This is a genomic window from Sphingomonas kaistensis (assembly GCF_011927725.1).
GTDB classification, from domain to species: domain Bacteria; phylum Pseudomonadota; class Alphaproteobacteria; order Sphingomonadales; family Sphingomonadaceae; genus Sphingomicrobium; species Sphingomicrobium kaistense.
Window position 1 is genome coordinate 2,509,797 of record NZ_JAATJC010000001.1, and the last position, 16,928, is coordinate 2,526,724.

The 16,928-nt window shown below is 67.5% G+C and carries 11 protein-coding genes; 3 read left to right on the forward strand and 8 right to left on the reverse strand.

Going from position 1 to position 16,928, the window contains the following annotated elements:
* Positions 1-16: 16 nt before the first annotated feature.
* Positions 17-3,211, reverse strand: coding sequence for a TonB-dependent receptor domain-containing protein (locus GGQ97_RS12370; protein ID WP_168069995.1), 3,195 nt, complete (start codon positions 3,209-3,211; stop codon positions 17-19).
* A 216-nt stretch (positions 3,212-3,427) separates the two neighbouring features.
* Here GGQ97_RS12370 and GGQ97_RS12375 point away from each other — a divergent pair, with 216 nt between their 5' ends.
* Both GGQ97_RS12375 and GGQ97_RS12380 read left to right on the forward strand, forming a co-directional pair.
* Positions 3,428-4,915, forward strand: coding sequence for a DUF1800 domain-containing protein (locus GGQ97_RS12375; RefSeq protein WP_168069997.1), 1,488 nt, complete (start codon positions 3,428-3,430; stop codon positions 4,913-4,915).
* 2 nt (positions 4,916-4,917) lie between these two features.
* On the forward strand, positions 4,918-6,060 hold the full coding sequence (locus GGQ97_RS12380; protein ID WP_168069999.1) for a DUF1501 domain-containing protein: 1,143 nt from the start codon (positions 4,918-4,920) through the stop codon (positions 6,058-6,060).
* Positions 6,061-6,067: 7 nt separating this feature from the next.
* On the opposite strand, the gene GGQ97_RS12385 is transcribed toward GGQ97_RS12380, so the two are convergent.
* Positions 6,068-6,931, reverse strand: a complete 864-nt coding sequence (locus tag GGQ97_RS12385; protein ID WP_168070001.1) for an alpha/beta hydrolase — start codon at positions 6,929-6,931, stop codon at positions 6,068-6,070.
* A gap of 97 nt (positions 6,932-7,028) precedes the next feature.
* Here GGQ97_RS12385 and GGQ97_RS12390 point away from each other — a divergent pair, with 97 nt between their 5' ends.
* Positions 7,029-8,972, forward strand: coding sequence for a S9 family peptidase (locus GGQ97_RS12390; RefSeq protein ID WP_168070003.1), 1,944 nt, complete (start codon positions 7,029-7,031; stop codon positions 8,970-8,972).
* Positions 8,973-8,986: 14 nt separating this feature from the next.
* Here the strand turns inward: GGQ97_RS12390 and GGQ97_RS12395 are convergent, their stop codons facing one another.
* The 6 genes from GGQ97_RS12395 to GGQ97_RS12420 all read right to left on the reverse strand — a co-directional run bounded on the left by GGQ97_RS12395 (position 8,987) and on the right by GGQ97_RS12420 (position 16,928).
* On the reverse strand, positions 8,987-9,730 hold the full coding sequence (locus GGQ97_RS12395; protein ID WP_168070005.1) for an IclR family transcriptional regulator: 744 nt from the start codon (positions 9,728-9,730) through the stop codon (positions 8,987-8,989).
* A 36-nt stretch (positions 9,731-9,766) separates the two neighbouring features.
* The gene (locus GGQ97_RS12400) at positions 9,767-10,171 is read right to left on the reverse strand and encodes a nuclear transport factor 2 family protein (protein ID WP_168070006.1); all 405 of its coding nucleotides are present in this window, start codon (positions 10,169-10,171) and stop codon (positions 9,767-9,769) included.
* Positions 10,172-10,259: 88 nt separating this feature from the next.
* Positions 10,260-12,722, reverse strand: a complete 2,463-nt coding sequence (locus tag GGQ97_RS12405) for a TonB-dependent receptor (RefSeq protein WP_168070008.1) — start codon at positions 12,720-12,722, stop codon at positions 10,260-10,262.
* Positions 12,719-14,380 carry a benzoylformate decarboxylase gene (mdlC, locus tag GGQ97_RS12410; RefSeq protein WP_168070009.1) on the reverse strand — a complete coding sequence of 554 codons (1,662 nt, stop codon included), beginning with the start codon at positions 14,378-14,380 and terminating at the stop codon, positions 12,719-12,721. The genes GGQ97_RS12405 and mdlC overlap by 4 nt, the downstream gene beginning before the upstream one ends.
* Complete coding sequence (locus GGQ97_RS12415; RefSeq protein WP_168070011.1) at positions 14,377-15,507, reverse strand: cobalamin-independent methionine synthase II family protein; 1,131 nt, start codon at positions 15,505-15,507, stop codon at positions 14,377-14,379. The genes mdlC and GGQ97_RS12415 overlap by 4 nt, the downstream gene beginning before the upstream one ends.
* Positions 15,507-16,928, reverse strand: a complete 1,422-nt coding sequence (locus tag GGQ97_RS12420; RefSeq protein ID WP_168070013.1) for an aldehyde dehydrogenase family protein — start codon at positions 16,926-16,928, stop codon at positions 15,507-15,509. Before GGQ97_RS12420 ends, GGQ97_RS12415 begins: the two co-directional genes overlap by 1 nt.

Below are 16,928 nucleotides of genomic sequence, written 5' to 3' on the forward strand. Positions count from 1 at the left end.
TTGCAACAAGCTGGTGTCAGCGCTTGCGGCCGAGCCTGGCCGAAACGTTGACGAAGAAGCGGCGGCCAAGCCAGTCATACTGCGACACTGCCGGAGCCTGTCCGAGCGTTCCGATCGAACCACCGTTCAGCACCGAGATCCGCGGGGGACGGGTGTTGAACAGGTTGGAGACGCCGAGCGTCAGGTCGAAGCCCTCGATCTCCTTGGTCACCGACGCCGCATGGTAGAGCACCGCCGGCGTGGTCAGCTTCGGACAATAGGTGCCGCGCAGGTCGTTGGTGATGCAGCCGCTCGCCGCCGAGGACGGGTTGAGGCGACCGAACAGACCCTCCGAGCTCGACTTGCCGATCAGGTCGATGCCGTAGAACAGCGACCAGCCGCTGTCGCGCGACGACCAGGACAGGTTGAGGTCGCCCACGAACTTGGGCGAGCCGACATCGCCCGCCGTGTTGCGGCCCGTGCCCTCGAACAGGTCGAAGACCTGCTTGCGGACCAGGGTCGCCTGGCCAAGGAAGGACAAAGTGCCCATTCGGCCCAGGTCCTGCCGGATGCTGGTCGTGAAATCGAAGCCAGACGTCCGCTGGCTTGCGATGTTGATGTACTTATTGTCGACCGTGCTGATGATGTACTGCTGGGTGCCCGGGCCGAAGCGGGTGAACAACGAGCAGAGCGGATCGGTCGGGAAGGTGTCGCTGTTGTAGCAACCCGAGACGATGTTGCCCGCGCCAAGCTGCGAGATCTGGCCGTTCACTTCGATGCTGAAGTAATCGACCGCGAAGTTGAACCGGGTTTCGGACAGGAAGCCGCCGAAGCGAGGGGTCAGGATGACACTGGCCGTCTTCGCCTTGGAGGTTTCGGCCTCGAGCAGCCCAAGACCGCCCTGCGAGCGCACCGTCGCGGTGATCGCGCCGCCGCTGAAATTGCCCGGAATGCCCTGGCTGGCGCAATTGTCGCGGACCCGCTGCGTGATGTTGCCGGCAATGAAGTTGGCATCATAATTGGTGCAGGGATCGAGACGGCCAACGTTGATGAAGCTGGTTTCGTTGGCGAGGAATTGCTCGAACAGCGCCGGCGCACGGTAGGAAGTGCCGTAGGTGGCCCGGAACCGCAGCCAGTTGGTCGGCGCATAGTTGCCGCCCAGCTTGTAGGTCCAGTTCCCGTTGTCGCTGTCCTCGACACCGTCGCTGCGGCGCTTGGCCGTGACGCTGGTGACGCGCGCGGCGGCGTTCAGCGTCAGATCGCGCGCGAACGGAAGGTTGCGAAGGATCGGCACGTTGATTTCACCGAAGGCTTCCTTGGTGATCGACTGACCGGCCGTGATGCCGCTGGTCGAAGCGCCCCAGGCGTTGCCGGCCTGGGTGATCTCGCCCGGGGTGTCGACGATCTTGTCGCGCCGGGCCGAGGCGCCGAGCGCCATTCCAAGGTCGCCATAGGGCAGCTTGATCAGCGTGCCCGACAGCGAGAATTCGCCGTTCAGCTGATCGTAGCGGGTCTTGCCCGTTTCCCAGTCGGTCAGGAAGTCGGCCTGCTGCGGGGTCAGTTCACCGCGCAGGAAGAAGGGATCGGTCCAGGGAAGGTCGATGCACTGCTTCTTCGAGACCGGCAGGATCGTGCCGACGCACGAGGCCGTCTGGAAATAGCCGCTGTCGTAAACGTCCTGAAGGATCTGCTGCGAGCGATACTTGCCGTTCGAGCGACTGTACTGGACGTAGCTGTCGAACCGCCAGCCGGAGAGGAAACCGAGTTCGCCCTTCAGGCCGCCGACGCCGCGATAGTAATCGACCGTCTGGCTGTTGTCGCTGAGGTTGGTGATCCCGGTCGGCGACAGGAAGTTCACGCCTTCCCAGCCGTCGGCCCAGATGGTCGCCGGCGTGCCGGTTCCGTAGAGGTCGCCGGTGTAGCCGAAGTTCCAGAACTGCCGCCAACCGTTCTGGTAGGTCTTGCGGCGGTTGGCCAGGAATTCGGTGAACAGCTCGATGCTGTCGGTGATGTCGACGCCCGCCGCCAGGTAGCCGGTCATGCGCTCGGTCTTGGGAACGATCGTCTGTTCGAGGACGAACGGGTGATAGCTGTTCTGGACCGCGAGGCTGCGGGTGTCGTAGCCGGTCGGGAACCAGCCGGCGGGGGTGCGGATGTCGCCTTCATAGGCCGGCGCACCGAAGGCCGGAATGCCGAGGTTCTCGCCCGGATACTGATACTGGATCAGGACCGTCCCGCCCGCGAGCGAGGTGTTCGGTCCGGTGTTCGGGCCGCCCGGACCATCGAGGTACAGGTTGTCGATCAGGTTGTAGGTCCACACGTGACCCCAGCGCAGATCCTCGCACTTGTACTTGCCGTCGCGGGGATCGATCAGATCGGCGCGCGACCCATCGGTCCGGAAGGTGTAGGCTTCGGGGCAGCCGAGGAAGTCGCGCTGGCCGCGGGCAAGCTCGTTCTGCTTGAAGTAGTCGCCGGCGACCGTGATGTACGCGCGGCCGAAATCCTTGCCCCACAGGGCGCTGACGCGATATTGCTCTCCGCCGCTTTCCTCGGTCGGCGAGGCATTGAAGTCGAGCTGGAGGCCGTCGCTGTCACGCTTGGTCAGGAGGTTGACCACGCCCGCGACCGCGTCCGAACCATAGACCGACGACGCGCCGGTCTTGAGGATCTCGACGCTCTGCACCAGGCTTTGCGGAAGGACGTTTAAGTCGAAGCTGGACACGCCACCGCGGGTACCCGCGGGACCGGCGCGACGGCCGTTCAGAAGCACCAGGGTACGGTTCGGGCCAAGGCCACGAAGATCGAGCAGCTGCGAGCCCGGGCCGCCGTTGGTGACGAAGTTCGACGACAGCGCGGAGGTGATCTGGGTCGAGCCGGCGGCGATCGGTGAGCTTTGCAGGGTGGTGGCAAGATCGGTCTTGCCTTCCTTGGCCGCGAGCTCGGTGTTGATGATCTGGATCGGGTCGGAGCTGGTGAATTCATCGCGCCGGATGCGCGAGCCGGTAACGACGATTTCGCCATCGTCGGGGGTCGGCGTGGTGGCGCCTTCCTGCTGCGTGGTGACGTCGGCATTCTCGGGCTGCGTCTCGCCGGCGGCGGCTTGTTCCTCGACCGGATCCTGGGGTGGCGTCGGCGCAGTTTGCGCCGCGGCGATCGAGCTGAACCCGAAGGTGGCCCCCGCAAGCAGCAATGACCGCAGGCTGAGTGCCGTAAAACGCTTCGAGTTTGTCATGTGAAATCTGCCCTTTCCAGACGCTCGGACTCAGCCTTCAGTGCTGGAGCAGCAGGCACGGCCTTTGCAAGGTTAAGCCGCGGTTCAGGGGCAAACTAACCGCAACCTGTCGCCTTTATGTCACGGCGAGGCGGCGTCTGACGTGGCTTCCAGTCACCGGTGGTTCACCCGGACGGGCGGACACCGGCGTCCTTGATGGCTCGTGGAGCGAGGACGATGCGCGACCTGCTGTTTGCCCAGAACCGGTTCGGCCTGGGACCGCGCGGCGGCCAGCCGGCGGAAACCGGCGATGGCCGCGAATGGGTCGAGGCACAGCTCGGGCAACGGCTCGCCGGGCTGGACGATGTGCCGACCCGCTCGGAAGCGGCGGAGGCGCTGATCGCCTATCGCGAGGAACGGCGCGATGCGCGGCAGAACCGGATGGACATGCCTGCGGCGATGCCGGCTGGCGGCACGATGGCGTCGCTCGCCCCGGCGAGCATGATGGCGCCCGCGCCCGCAGCCAACCCCGCCGGAGCCGCCCGCCGCGCTGCGCGTCCGCCCGAACTGGCCGCTGCCCGCAGAGATCAGCGCGAACTCTATCTGCGCGCGGTCGATGCGCGGGTCGGCGCGGCGCTTACCACCCCCACCCCGTTCCTCGAGCGGATGGCGCATTTCTGGGCCAATCATTTCGCCGTTGGCGCGACCAAGATGACCACGGTCGGTTATGCCGGGCTGCTCGAGCTCGAAGCGATCCGTCCCAACCTGACGGGAAGCTTTGCCGACCTGCTATTCGCCGTTGAACGGCATCCCGCGATGCTGCTCTACCTCGACCAGGCGCAATCGGTCGGGCCCAACAGCCTTGCCGGCGAACGCGCCGGTTTGCGCGGCCGCGACGTCGGGCTCAACGAGAATCTAGCGCGCGAAATCCTGGAGCTGCATACGCTTGGCGTGCGTACCGGCTACAGCCAGTCCGACGTGACCGAATTCGCCAGGGCGCTGACCGGCTGGACGGTGGCCGGGATCGGGCGCGGCCCGATGCAGCGTCGGCTTTCCGGCCAGAGCGGGGACTTCACCTTCGCCGAAGCGCTGCACGAGCCCGGCGCCCGGACCATATTGAGCAAGCGCTATGGCGAGGACGGCGAGGGACAGGCGCGCGCGGTGCTGCGCGACCTTGCGGTCCATCCGGCGACCGCCCGGCACGTCGCGACCAAGCTTGCCCGCCATTTCATCGCCGACGATCCCCCGCCTGCGGCGGTGGCGCGGGTCGAGCGGGCGTTCCTGACCAGCCGGGGCGATCTGCCGACGGTCTACCGCGCGCTGATCGAAGCGCCCGAGGCGTGGCAGGCCGACCGGCCCAAGTTTCGCAACCCGTGGGAATGGACCATCGCCAGCCTGCGCGCCCTCGACCTGCCCGCGCCGCCCGCCCAGCGCGCCGTCGGACTGCTTCAGGAGCTGGGCATGCCGGTGTGGCGGCCGGCGTCGCCGGCGGGCTTCGACGATATCGCCGCCAGCTGGGCAGGCCCCGATGCGCTCGTCCGCCGGGTCGAGGCGGCCGGGCGTTTCGCCACCGCCGCGGGCCAGGGCGTCGATGCCCGAGCGCTTGCCCCGGGGGTGCTGGGCGCACGCCTCAGCAACGCCACCGCCACCGCGATCAGCCGCGCCGAAAGCCCGGCCACCGGCCTCGCGCTGCTGCTGGTCTCGCCCGAATTCCTCAGGAGGTAATCATGGATCGCCGGAGCTTCCTCGCCACCGGTGCGAGCGGGATCGCCGCCGTCACCTTCGCTCCGCACCTGGCCTTTGCCGCGGCTGCGACCGATCGCCGGTTCCTGTTCGTGATCCAGCGCGGCGCCGCCGATGGCCTGGCAATCCTTGCCCCGACGGGGGATCCGGGTTTCGCCGGGCTGCGTCCGCAACTGGGCGCCGAGGCCGCCAACGGGACGAAGCTCGACGCCATGTTCACGCTCCACCCCGCGCTCAAGCAGGTCGCGGCGATGACCGCGGCCAAGCAGGCGTTGCTGGTCCACGCGGTCGCCTCCCCCTATCGCGACCGATCGCACTTCGACGGACAGAATGTGCTGGAGACGGGCGGCGCCCTGCCCTACCGGATGCGGGACGGCTGGATGAACCGGCTGGTCCGGACCATGCCCGACAATCCGCAGGCGATTGCCTTTGCACCGACCGTTCCGCCCGCGCTGCGCGGTTCGGCGCGGGTCGCCTCCTACGCCCCGTCCAACCTCCCGGCGGCGGGCGAGGACCTGATGATCCGGGTCGGCGACCTTTACGCCAATGACGCGCAGCTTGGGCCCTTGTGGAACGAGGCACTGCAGGCGCGGACCAAGGCCGGCGATCTCGCCACCGGCAGAGGCGCCGTCGCTGCCGGTGCGCTTGCAGCGCGGATGATGAAGGGTCCCGGCGGGGCGCGGATCGGGATGGTGGAGACTGACGGGTGGGACACCCACACCGCGCAGCGGGGCCGCCTCAATGCGCAACTCACCGGGCTCGACGCGGTGCTCGCCGCCTTTCGCGACGGGCTTGGCGAGGATTGGAACAACACCCTGGTGCTGGTCGCCACCGAGTTCGGCCGCACCGCGCGCGAGAACGGGACGGGCGGGACCGACCACGGCACCGGCTCCACCGCCTTCCTGCTGGGCGGCGCGGTTGCTGGCGGCAAGGTCGTCGCCGACTGGCCGGGCCTGGCCCCGACCGCCCTCTACGAGGCGCGCGACCTCAAGCCGACGATCAACCTCGACGCGCTCATCGCGACGGCGCTCGGCCAGCATTTTGGCCAGGATCCCGCGCGCATGGCGCAGATGCTGTTCCCCGATACCGGTTCGGCGCCCTTGCGGCAGAAGCTGGTCCTCAGCTGAGCGGCGCTTACCGGCCCATGGTCCGGTGGAGGAAAGCGGCGCTATCCGCGAGGGCGGGGGTGGTCGTGCGGAACGGGCGTGACAGGGACTTGGCGAGGTCGACATGGCTCTTACTCGGGTAGATCTTCAGCTCCACCGGCACGCCAGCTTGCTCGAGTTTCCCGGCCAGCGCCTGGCTGTTGCGCGGATTGACGATGCGGTCGTCGCTCCCGGTCGCGAGCAGCATCGGCGGGGCCGAGCGGGTGACGAAATTGATCGGCTGCGTTTCGGCGGGCCGGGGCCAAGCGCCCAGCGCATCGCGGCCACGCTGCTCGGTGAAGGGCAGGAAATCATAAGGTCCTGACAGCAGCGCTGCCGCCTTGATCGTTCCTGCGGGAACCCCCGCTTCGCGAAGATAATGGCCGTCGAGCGCGAGCATCGCTCCGTTGTAGGCACCCGCAGAATGGCCGGCGAGCGCAATCCGGTCGGGATCGCCGCCGTAGCGCGCGATATTGTCGCGGGTCCATTTCACCGCGCGAGCGCCATCTTCGAGGAAGGCCGGGAAGCGCACCGCCGGCACGAGGCGATAATCAGGGACGACGGTGACGAACCCCTGCCCCGCATAGCCCGACCCTGCAAAGGCATAGCCGCCGCGCGATCCGTCGACCCAGCCGCCGCCATAGAGAAAGACGACCACCGGCAGCTTGCGCGCACTCGGGCGCGGCGACCAGACGTCGAGCTTAAGGCCCTGCGCAGGCGCGAAGACGATCCCTTCGGCCACCCGCCGCGCGCCATTGTCCCCGGGCACGAGGCCATTGACCGAGCTCAACAGGCTGGGCGGCGAGCAGGCGGCCAGCGCCAGGCACAAGGCCGATAGAATGCTTATTTTCATGGGTGAGTAACGGTGACGGGGGGCAAGCGGACGCATTGCGGTCCCTCGACTCGCCATTCCGCACCTGTCAGTCTTTCCCAAACTCCGGGGGGCAACGATGCGGGCAATTCTTCTTTCCTTGATGCTGGCCGGCGCTGCGCCAGCCGCAGTGTCGGCGCAGACCTATCGCCCCGAGGATGTGGTGAAGGCCGAACCGGTATCCCTTGCCTCCGCGCAGGACGGCAAGCCGGACATTGCCCGCTTCCTGCTGGTGCGCAGCCCGCGCGACGCGGTCCTGTCCGCCGACGGGTCGCGTGTCGCGTGGATCAGCGACGTCACCGGATCACCTCAGATCTGGACCATGCCGGTCAGCGGCGGTTTTCCCGATCAGCTTACCTACGGGTCGGGGGTCGACTGGCTGGAGCCCGGACCCGCGGGCCAATGGCTCTATGGGGCCGACACCGACGGTGACGAGCGCGTGGGCATGCACCTGCTTTCGGCCAACGGAACGGCCGAACGCACGATCGTGGAAAAGTCCCCGGCCTTTCGCACCTTCGGCACCTGGAGCCGCGATGGCCGCCGGATCGCTTATTCCTCGACGGAGCGGAACGGCACCGACTTCGACATCTACGTGACCGACGTCGCGACCGGACGAAGCCGGCGGGTCTATGAGGCTCGCGGCGGCTTCTACGCCGTCGCCTGGCAACCGGGCGGCGACCTCCTGGCGGTCAGCGAGACGCGCGGCGGTGGTAACGACCTGCACTTGCTGAACGTCGCCAGCGGCACGCTTACTCCCGTATTCCGTCCGAAGGACATCGCCGAGTTCAGCTCGGTCGAATGGGCCCCCAACGGGCAGGGCTTCTACCTGTCGACCAACCAGTCGTCGGACCATCACGAGATCGCCTATTACGACCTCGCCACCAGGAAGCTGCGTACCGTGGCGCGTCCGGGGTTCGACATCGGTCAGGTCGCGCTGAGCCCGGACGGTCGCTATCTCGTCTGGACCACGATCGAGACGGGGTTCAGCCGGCTCCACGCCCGCGACCTTTCCACCGGGAACGATCTGACCGTGCCGGGCCTGCCGTCAGGCACGCTGGGGGTCCGCTTCGCCGCCGACCGCCCAGTGCTGCTGATTTCCGCCAACAGCCCCACCACGGCGGGCCAGGTGATGGCCTGGGATCTCGCCGGGGCGGGCCTTCGGACGCTGGTGCCGACCGATGCTCCGGGCCTCGACCTGTCGAAGATGGTCACGCCCGAAGCGGTCCGGTTCGCGGCCCGCGACGGGGCCCCGCTGACCGGCCTTCTGTACATGCCGGCTGCGTCCGCTGCAGGGAGCAAGCCACCTGTCTTCATGCGCATCCATGGCGGTCCGAGCGCCTATGCGACCCCGGGCTTCGCCGCCGATGTGCAATATTACGTATCGCGCGGGATTGCGGTGCTGGACTTCAATTACCGTGGCTCGACCGGGCAGGGTAAGGCCTTCGAGGCCCTCAACGACCGCCAGAAGAAAGCCGACGAGGTCGGGGACCTGGCCGACGCCGTGCGCTGGCTGAAGGCCTCGGGCAAGGTCGACGGGAGCCGCATGGCCGTCGGGGGCGGATCCTACGGTGGGTACCTTACCAACCAGGCGCTCGGCACTTATCCGGACATGTTCGTGGCCGGCGTCTCGATCGTCGGCGTGTCCGACTGGGTATCTGCGCTGGAAGGGGCAAGCCCGGCCCTCAAGGCCTCCGACAAGCTGGAGTTTGGCGACATCGCCGATCCCAAGGTACGCGCCTTCTTCGCTAGCCTGTCGCCCATCAACAATGTCGCCAAGATCAAGACGCCGATGCTGGTGATGCATGGCGCCAACGACCCGCGGGACCCGGTTACGGAAAGCGATCGGCTTGTTCAGGGCATCCGGGCCAATGGCAGCCAGGTCATCTACCTGCGCTTTCCGGACGAGGGCCACGGCATTTCGCGATTGGCCAACCGGGTCCATGGCTATCGTCGGATCGCGAGATTCCTCGAGGAGCGCTTCGGCCTGACGTCCAGCGCCGGACAGCAGGCAGCGACGCCCTGACCGGCAGGCGAGCGTCAGGCCATCTGCGCCGTGGTGCGGGCCAGTAGGTCCAGGATATCGCGTTCGACCTGAGCGTCCAGGCGCGCGACGGGAACGGCAACGCTGAATGCACCGACGACGACCCCGTCGATCGAGGCGGCACGCCCGAAGCCCTGAATGCCCAGGGTATGTTCCTGGCTGGTCCGGGCAAAGCCGCTTGCCCGGATGTCGTCGATTTCCCGCCGCAAGCTCGCCTGGTCCACCATCGTCATCGGGGTGAAGCGCTCCCGCTTGGTTTCGCGAAAATAGCGGTCGAGCTCGTCGTCCTCCATGGCCGCAAGCAGGGCCTTGCCGGCGGAAAAGGCGTGGAGCGGCGCCCTCGCCCCCTTCTGAACGGCGTAACGCAGGGCATGCTCGCTGGATTCGGTAACCAGCGCCTCTACGTCCCAGTCCCGCCTGACGAAGAACGAGCTGGTTTCGTTCAGCTCGACCCGCATGGTCCGCACCAGCGGCGCGACGGCCAGCGAAAGCGCGAGTTCGGGCGAGCGCGCCTGGAGCCTGCTGAGACCCTCGCCGGCGCGATAGTGCCGTCCTTCACGGCTCAAATAGTCGCGATCGACCAAGGTGGTGAGCAGGTAGGACAGGCTGCTAACCGGTATGCCCAGCGCCTCGGCGAGTTCCTGCGCGACCAGGGGCCGCCCCCGCGACACGACATATTCCAGGATGTCGAGCGTGCGGGTCGCGGATTTGACCGACGCGGAACCGCCCTCCCTACTCATTCAACCGCAAGCTCCCCTGCCCTGCCGCCGCCTCGTTCATGGACCGAATAGCAGCGAGCCGCGCCGTTCCGCAAAGCGCCAGCCTTCTTCGGTCAGCACGAAGCGGTCGCGGTAGGAACCGACCAGCGGCTGGGGCGCGCCGGTGAACAGAAGCATCGCACTCTCGCCGGTGGCAAGGGTCTCGCTCGCGACGTCGATGACGACGTTCGCACAGACGTGCCGGGTCGTCCGCGCCGGTCGTGCCCGAAGCGAGGCGAGGATCACGTCGCGCCCCGTCAGCGGCTCGTCGGGAGCGGTCGGGCGAAACATCACACCATCGGCCGCATAGAGCCCGGCCACCGCCTGCCAGTCGCCCGCATCGTTCGCATTGGCGTAGACATGCACGAGGCGGGCGCACTGGCGTTCGATCTCCGCCCGCGCGGCGTCAGACAGTGTGGTCATGCCGGGTCCATTACCATCTGCCGGGGTGCTGTCGGGCCGGACTTGCGATCCGGCCCCGCGGCAAGCGTCATCGTCGTCCTGCCCCTCTTCAGAAGCTGTACCCGATGCTGGCGCCGAAGGTACGCGGCGGCAGGTAGGTGACGCCGATCAGCCGACCGGTCGCAAGCGCGAAGGTCGACGAGGCCCGATCGACGTCGAACAGGTTCTTGACCCACAGCTGCGCCCGGATGTGCCCGTCGCCGCTCGAGTAACCGAGCGCCGCATCGACAAAGGTATAGGCCCGCGCGCTTTCGATCTCACGTTCAAATTCGGAGAAGTAGACGCGGCTCTTGTGCGACACGTCACCCTGCAGGGTCAGCTTCCCGCTGTCCGGCATGGCGAACGGCAGGTCGGCCTCGCCGTGCACGTTCCACGCCCACTTCGGCGTGTTGCGCGTGCGGTTGCCGGCGAGCTGGAGATTGCCGCCGCCGGGCGCGCCGAATGCCGTGGGATCGGGATTGGTTACCGCATTGTAGGGCGTTCCGCCCGAGACGTTGGCCGGATTGAGCGGATCGATCGTGACGTAATCCTTGAACTTGCTGTCGGTGTAGGACAGCCCGCCCGAGAAGCGCAAAGTATCGACCGGCCGAGCGAACACTTCCAGCTCGACACCCTTGGCCGAGGTCCGCGCGGCATTCTGGAAGATGGTCGTGTACCCGGTCGGGCCGCCGCTGATGGTCTTGTTCAGCTGCAGTCCGTCGAGCTTGTAGCTATAGCCCGCCACGTTGACGGTCAGGCGACGATCCATCAGCGACGCCTTCACGCCGACCTCGTGGTTCTTGACCGTCTCCGGATCGACGATGGTGGTCGAGCCGGAGGCGTTCTCGCCCGAGCCCGCCTTGAAGCCTTCCGAATAGGTGTAATAGACCAGCAGGTCGCGCGAAGGCTCCCACTGCAGGCCGACTTCGGGCGTGAAGTCCTTGAACGTCCGCTCACGGTGCGTACCGGCAGCGGTCGGGTTGAGCGTCGGCAGCGCACCGTTCGGCGCCGCCGCATTGTAGCGGATAACGATGCCGGGGTTCTCGGACGTGACCTTCTCATGGCTGAAGCGGCCGCCCAGCTTCAGGCTGATCCCAGCCATGCCCTCGTTGAACAGGCCGAAGTCGACCACCGCCTGGCCGAACAGCGCGTAAGCCTCGGTCCCGAGGTTCGAGCGGGTGCACACCCGCTTGGGCGTCACGGCGGCAGTGCCGCCGGTGGTCGAGCCCGGTTCATAGCCGCAAAGCTGATAGGCGAGGTCGAGCGGGATGCCGTCGCGCGCCAGGATCGCCGGCGTATTGGGCAGGCCCGAGCGGCGGCGGAAGCCGACACTGTCGATCGGACGCTGGCGCTCGTTGAAGTAATAAGCGCCGACCACCGCGTTCAGGAAGCGGGTGGCGTAGGTGAACTGCAGCTCGTTCGAATATTGCTTGCTGTCGATCCGCCGCTCCTGGATCGTGCTCGGCTGGCCGTTGACCGTGAAGCCGTTCTGCACCGCGGACAGGTCGAGGTCCTGGAACAGCGACGACTTGAACTCGCGGTAATTGGCGATGTTGGTGAGCGACAATTGGTCGGTCAGGCCGACCCGCAAGGTGCCGGTAAAGGCCAGCGACTTGCTGCTGGTACCGGGCTGGTCCTCGCTGGCGAGGTCGCGCGGATTAGTGGCGTAACCGCCGACGCCCAAGGGCGCGAGCCGGGCGACGCCGGGGAAGCTGGCGCGCAGATAGTGGACCGCGCCCGAACTGTCGTCCTGGCGAAAATATTCGCTGCTCAGCAGCAGGTCGACATCGGGCGCGATGTCGAACTTGAGCTGGCCGCGGATCATCCGCCGATTGAGGTCGTCGACATCCTTGCCCGACACCGGATTCTCGCCGAAGCCGTCGCGATTCTCGGTCTTGCCCGCGACGCGGAACTGGATGCCCGGCGCGATCGGTCCGCCGATCGCCAGCTCGCCGACGAGTGCGTTGTAGTTGCCGTAGGAAAGCCGCGCATAGCCGTCGAAGTCGCGGGTTGGCTTGGCGGTGATGATGTTGATCGATCCGCCGACCGCGTTGCGGCCGTAGAGCGTGCCCTGGGGGCCGCGCAGCACTTCCACGCGCTCGACGTCGAACAACGAGGTCAGCTGGGCTTCGGCGCGGGCGACGTAAGCGCCGTCGACGTGCAGCGCGACGCCGGTCGAGCTGCCGGTGGTCGAGGTGTTGGCGCCGACGCCGCGGATGAAGATCTTGGCCTGGTTGAAGTCGCTGCCGAAGTTCACCGCCGGGACGATGGTCTGCAGGTCCTGAAGATTGTTGACCTGGTTGCCGACCAGCCGGTCGGACCCGACCGCGGTGACGGCGATCGAGACGTCCTGGATCGACTGCGACCGCCGCGAGGCGGTGACGATGATGTCGGCCGGAGCCGCCTCGCCAGTGGTCGCTTCCTCGGTGGTGGCGGGCGCCGGGGCGGGCTGCGGCGCGGTCGGCTCGGTGGTCTGGGCCCACGCGCCGGTGGAGGCGAGCAAAGCCGCCAAGGTGCCGATCATGATCTTCATAACGCTTCTCCCCTATGTTCCTCAAGCGCGTGATCGTCCGCGTGAGGGTCGCCACCCTCGCGCGTCACAATGACCTCAAGCAGTCTCGGCCCAGCACCCGCAAACAACGCAGTCAGTGCACGGTCGAGATCACTGGGGTCGGAAACGCATTCACCTGGCACGCCCTGCGCTTCGGCCAGGGCGACGAAATCGAGACCGGGCATCTTGCTGCCCACCGCCTTCAGTCCGAACAGCGCACCGAATTGGTCGAGCGCCGCATACCCCCCGTTGTTGACGATGACGAAGCGGACGTCGGCTGCATAGTGGGCTGCACACCATATTCCCTGGATGGCGTACATCGCCGATCCATCGCCCAAAAGGCACAGCACCGGCTCGCCCGGACGCGCCAGCGCGACCCCGATCGCCGCCGGCAAGCCGTGGCCAAGACCGCCACTGGCGCAGGTATGGAATTCGTCGCCGGCAAGCATCGGCAGATGGTCGTGCATCGGCCCGCGCGTGCTCGGCGCTTCCTCGATGATCGCTATCCCCGCCGGACGAAGCGCCGCCAGCCGGGCCATCAGGAGGGCGTCGGTCAACATGCTTGCAGTGGGCGCGGCGGCCTGACCGCGGCTGGGAGCGGCTTCCCGCGAGCGCACGGGGACCAGGTCCGCCAGCGCCGGGAGGGCGAGCGCCAGGTCGGCGACGATCCCCTGCCCCTGTGGCACCCGCGCGGCTTGCGCCGGATCGTCGCCGATCTGGATCAGCGCGGCGCCGGGCGGGACGAACGGTCCGCTGCCCTCGACATGATAGGTGAACACCGGCGCGCCCAGCACCAAGATGCAGTCGGCGTCGGCCAACCGCTGCACGATCGCCTCTCGCGATGCAGGAAGGAAACCGCAGAACAGCGGGTGGTCCTCGGGAAAGGGATTGCGGGCCGCCATCGGGGCGATCCACACCGCGGCACCAAGCCGCTCGACCAATGCGAGCAGGCCGTCACGCGCGCCATTGGCGGCAACCCCGGTGCCAGCCACGATCGCGACCCTGGATGCCTTGGCGATCGTTGCCGCCGCCTCCGCCAGCGCGGCAGGGTCCGGGGCCGCGCGGGTACTGACTCGAGTCACCGCCACCGGCCGGGCGGGCTGTTCCCAGTCGTCGATCGGGATCGAGACGAAGGTCGGTCCGCGCGGGGCCTGCATGGCGACCTGATAGGCCTGCGCAATCGCCTGCGGGACATCCTGTGCCCGGGCCGGCTCAACCGCCCATTTGACGAACGGCCGCGGCAGTTCGGTGGCGCGTTCAGCGTGGAGAAACGGGGCGTAAGGCAGCATCGAGCGGGCTTGCTGGCCGGCGGTAATGACCAATGGCGTGCCGTTGCGGAAGGCCGTGAACAGATTGCCCATCGCATGGCCGACACCGGCCGAGCTGTGCAGATTGACCAGCGCCGCGCCGCCGCTCGCCTGCGCAAAGCCGTCGGCCATTGCGACGACGACCGATTCCTGGAGGCCCAGGACGTAGCGGAAACAGTCGGGCAGATCGCGGAACATCGGCAGCTCGGTCGAGCCCGGATTGCCGAAGATGGTGGTCAGGCCGAGCTGCTGCAAAAGCTCCATCACCGCTCCGCGCACGGTGGTCCCAAACGTCTCGGCGGGTCGACCGATCTGGAGGCCGTCGAGGCTCATTGCGCGGCTGCCGCCAGGTCGGCGCCCTCGCGCAGCGCGCGCAGCTTCTTCCAGGTGACGGCGGGATCGATCTTGCCGTAGCCCGCGAAGGTCCCGAACCCGCAATCGGTGCTGGCGACGACGCGCTCCACGCCGACCATGCCGATGAATCGCGTCAGGCGCTGGGCGATCAGCTCGGGGTGCTCGACATAGTTGGAGCAGGTGTCGATCAAACCTGGCGCGAGGATCTTGTGGTCGGGAATCTTCGCGTCCCGCCAGACCGTCCATTCATGCTCGTGCCGTGGGTTGGCCGCTTCGAACAGGATGGTCGCGGGCCGCGCCCTGAGGATGATGTCCATGATCCGCGCCACCGGAATGTCATGGTCGTGCGGCCCTTCGTAATTGCCCCAGCAGATGTGCATCCGCATCGCTTCGGGCGCGATGCCGGCGGTGGCGGCGTTGAGCGCCTCGACGTTGGCCTCGACCGTGCGGAGGAATTCGGCTTCGTCCATGTCCTGGTAGCCGGTGTGGCGCGACATCGCGAGGTCGGGACAGTCGAGCTGCAGCTCCATCCCCGCCGCCACGATCGCCTCATATTCCGGGCGCATCGCGTCGACCAGGGCCGCAAGATATTCCTCGTGGGTCGCGTAAAAGGCATTGGGCTGGAACGCGGTGATCAGGCCCGGCGAGGCGGAGTTGAGGAAGGCGCGGCTGCCCTGGCCGAAACGCTCCAGCGCGGAGCGGAAGCGGCGGATGTCGTCGTGCAGCGGCTGCAGGTCGACCAGCGCAACCGGACCGATGCAGGCGGCGCGGGTGAATTCCTGCGTCCCCATGATCGCAGCCAGCCGCGTGCGCAGGTCGGGAAGCGGCGCGAGATCGAGCGCGGGCTTGCGCTCGACGTGGCCGCCGAAGCCGCTCAAGCGCTCGATCATGTAAGTGGAATAGCCGACCTTGCCGAGTTCGCCGTCGCTGACGATCGTCACCCCGGCCGCGACCTGCGCCGCCACCGCTTCGTCGACCGCAGCCTGCACGACGCGGTCGAAGGCCTGCGCATCGTACGGCTCCCCGGCGTCCCGCGCGAGGAGCAAGGGGGTCAGCGTATCGCCCCGCGGCAGGCTTCCGACATGGGTGGTAGCGATCGTCGCCATCAACCAGCCTCGAACGCGACGGCGTTGATTACGTGCGCCTGGGTATATTCGTGCAGGCCCGCCTCTCCGAGTTCGCTGCCGATGCCCGACATCTTGGCGCCGCGGAACGGGATGTTGGCGTCGATCGCGAGATACTGGTTGACCCACACCGTGCCGCTGTTGACCTGCCGCGCGACCGCCGTCGCCCGCGAGAGGTCGCGGCCCCACACCGATCCGCCGAGCCCATGCTCGCTATCGTTGGCGCGGGCGATCACTTCCTCGATGTTATCGTAGCGCATCACCGGGAGGACCGGCCCGAACTGCTCTTCGCGAACAAGCGGCGCGTCGTCGTCGAGGTCACGGACGATGGTCGGCGGAATGAAATAGCCGGGCCGGTCGAGCGGCGTCCCGCCAGCGAGGATGGTGCCATTGGCGCGGGCGTGGTCGAGCAGCGCCCTGATCTTGTCGAACTGCATGCGGTTCTGGACCGGGCCGATCTGCGCGCCCTGCTTGTCACCGTCGTCGACCACGGCGTCGCGCGCCAGCCGCGCAAGTTCGTCGCAGAACGCGTCGTACATTTGGGCGGGCACGTAGGCGCGCTTGATTGCGACGCAGATCTGCCCGGCATTGGCCATCGCCCCGCCATAGATCTTGCGCGCGGCCTCGACCGGATCGACGTCGTCGAGGACGATCGCGGCATCGTTGCCGCCCAGCTCCAGCGTCATCCGCTTCAGCCCCGCGGCGCCGCTCTGCATGACCTTGATGCCCGTCGCGGTGGAGCCGGTGAAGGCGACCTTGGCGACGTCAGAGTGGCTAGTCAGCGCCGCGCCCAGGTCATTCTCGTCGCAGATGATGTTGAGCACGCCGGGCGGCAGGATGTCGCGGGCGATCTCGCCGATCGCAAGGGTCGTCAGCGGGGTGGTCGGCGCGGGTTTGGCGACCATCGTATTGCCGGTGACCAGCGCGGGGCCGAGCTTGTTCATCAACAGGATGATCGGGAAATTCCACGGCATGATCGCGGCGACCACGCCCAGTGGCGTGCGATGCTCGATCACCTGGTTGCCGCCTTCGTCGCGCAGCACCTTGTCCTCGACCCGCATCGCCGCAAAGGCGCGCAGGACGAAGGTCGCGCCCATCACTTCATACATCGCCTGGTCGAGCGGCTTGCCCTGCTCGGCGGTGAGCAGGCCGGCGAGCTCGCCCGCGCGTGCCTCGATCCCGTCGGCCAGCCGCTCCACCAGCGCCGCCCGTTCCGGCGCGGGCCGCGCCGCCCATGCCGGAAAGGCCGCCCTGGCCGCGGCGACCGCCTGATTCAGCAGCGCTTCGTCGGCCTTCGGGCAGCGGGCGAAGGGCTCGCCCGTCGCTGGATTGACGACGTCGAACGATCCCGCGCCCGAGTGGGGCTGGCCGTCGATGAGCAGGCTGAACTGGCGGTCGGTCAT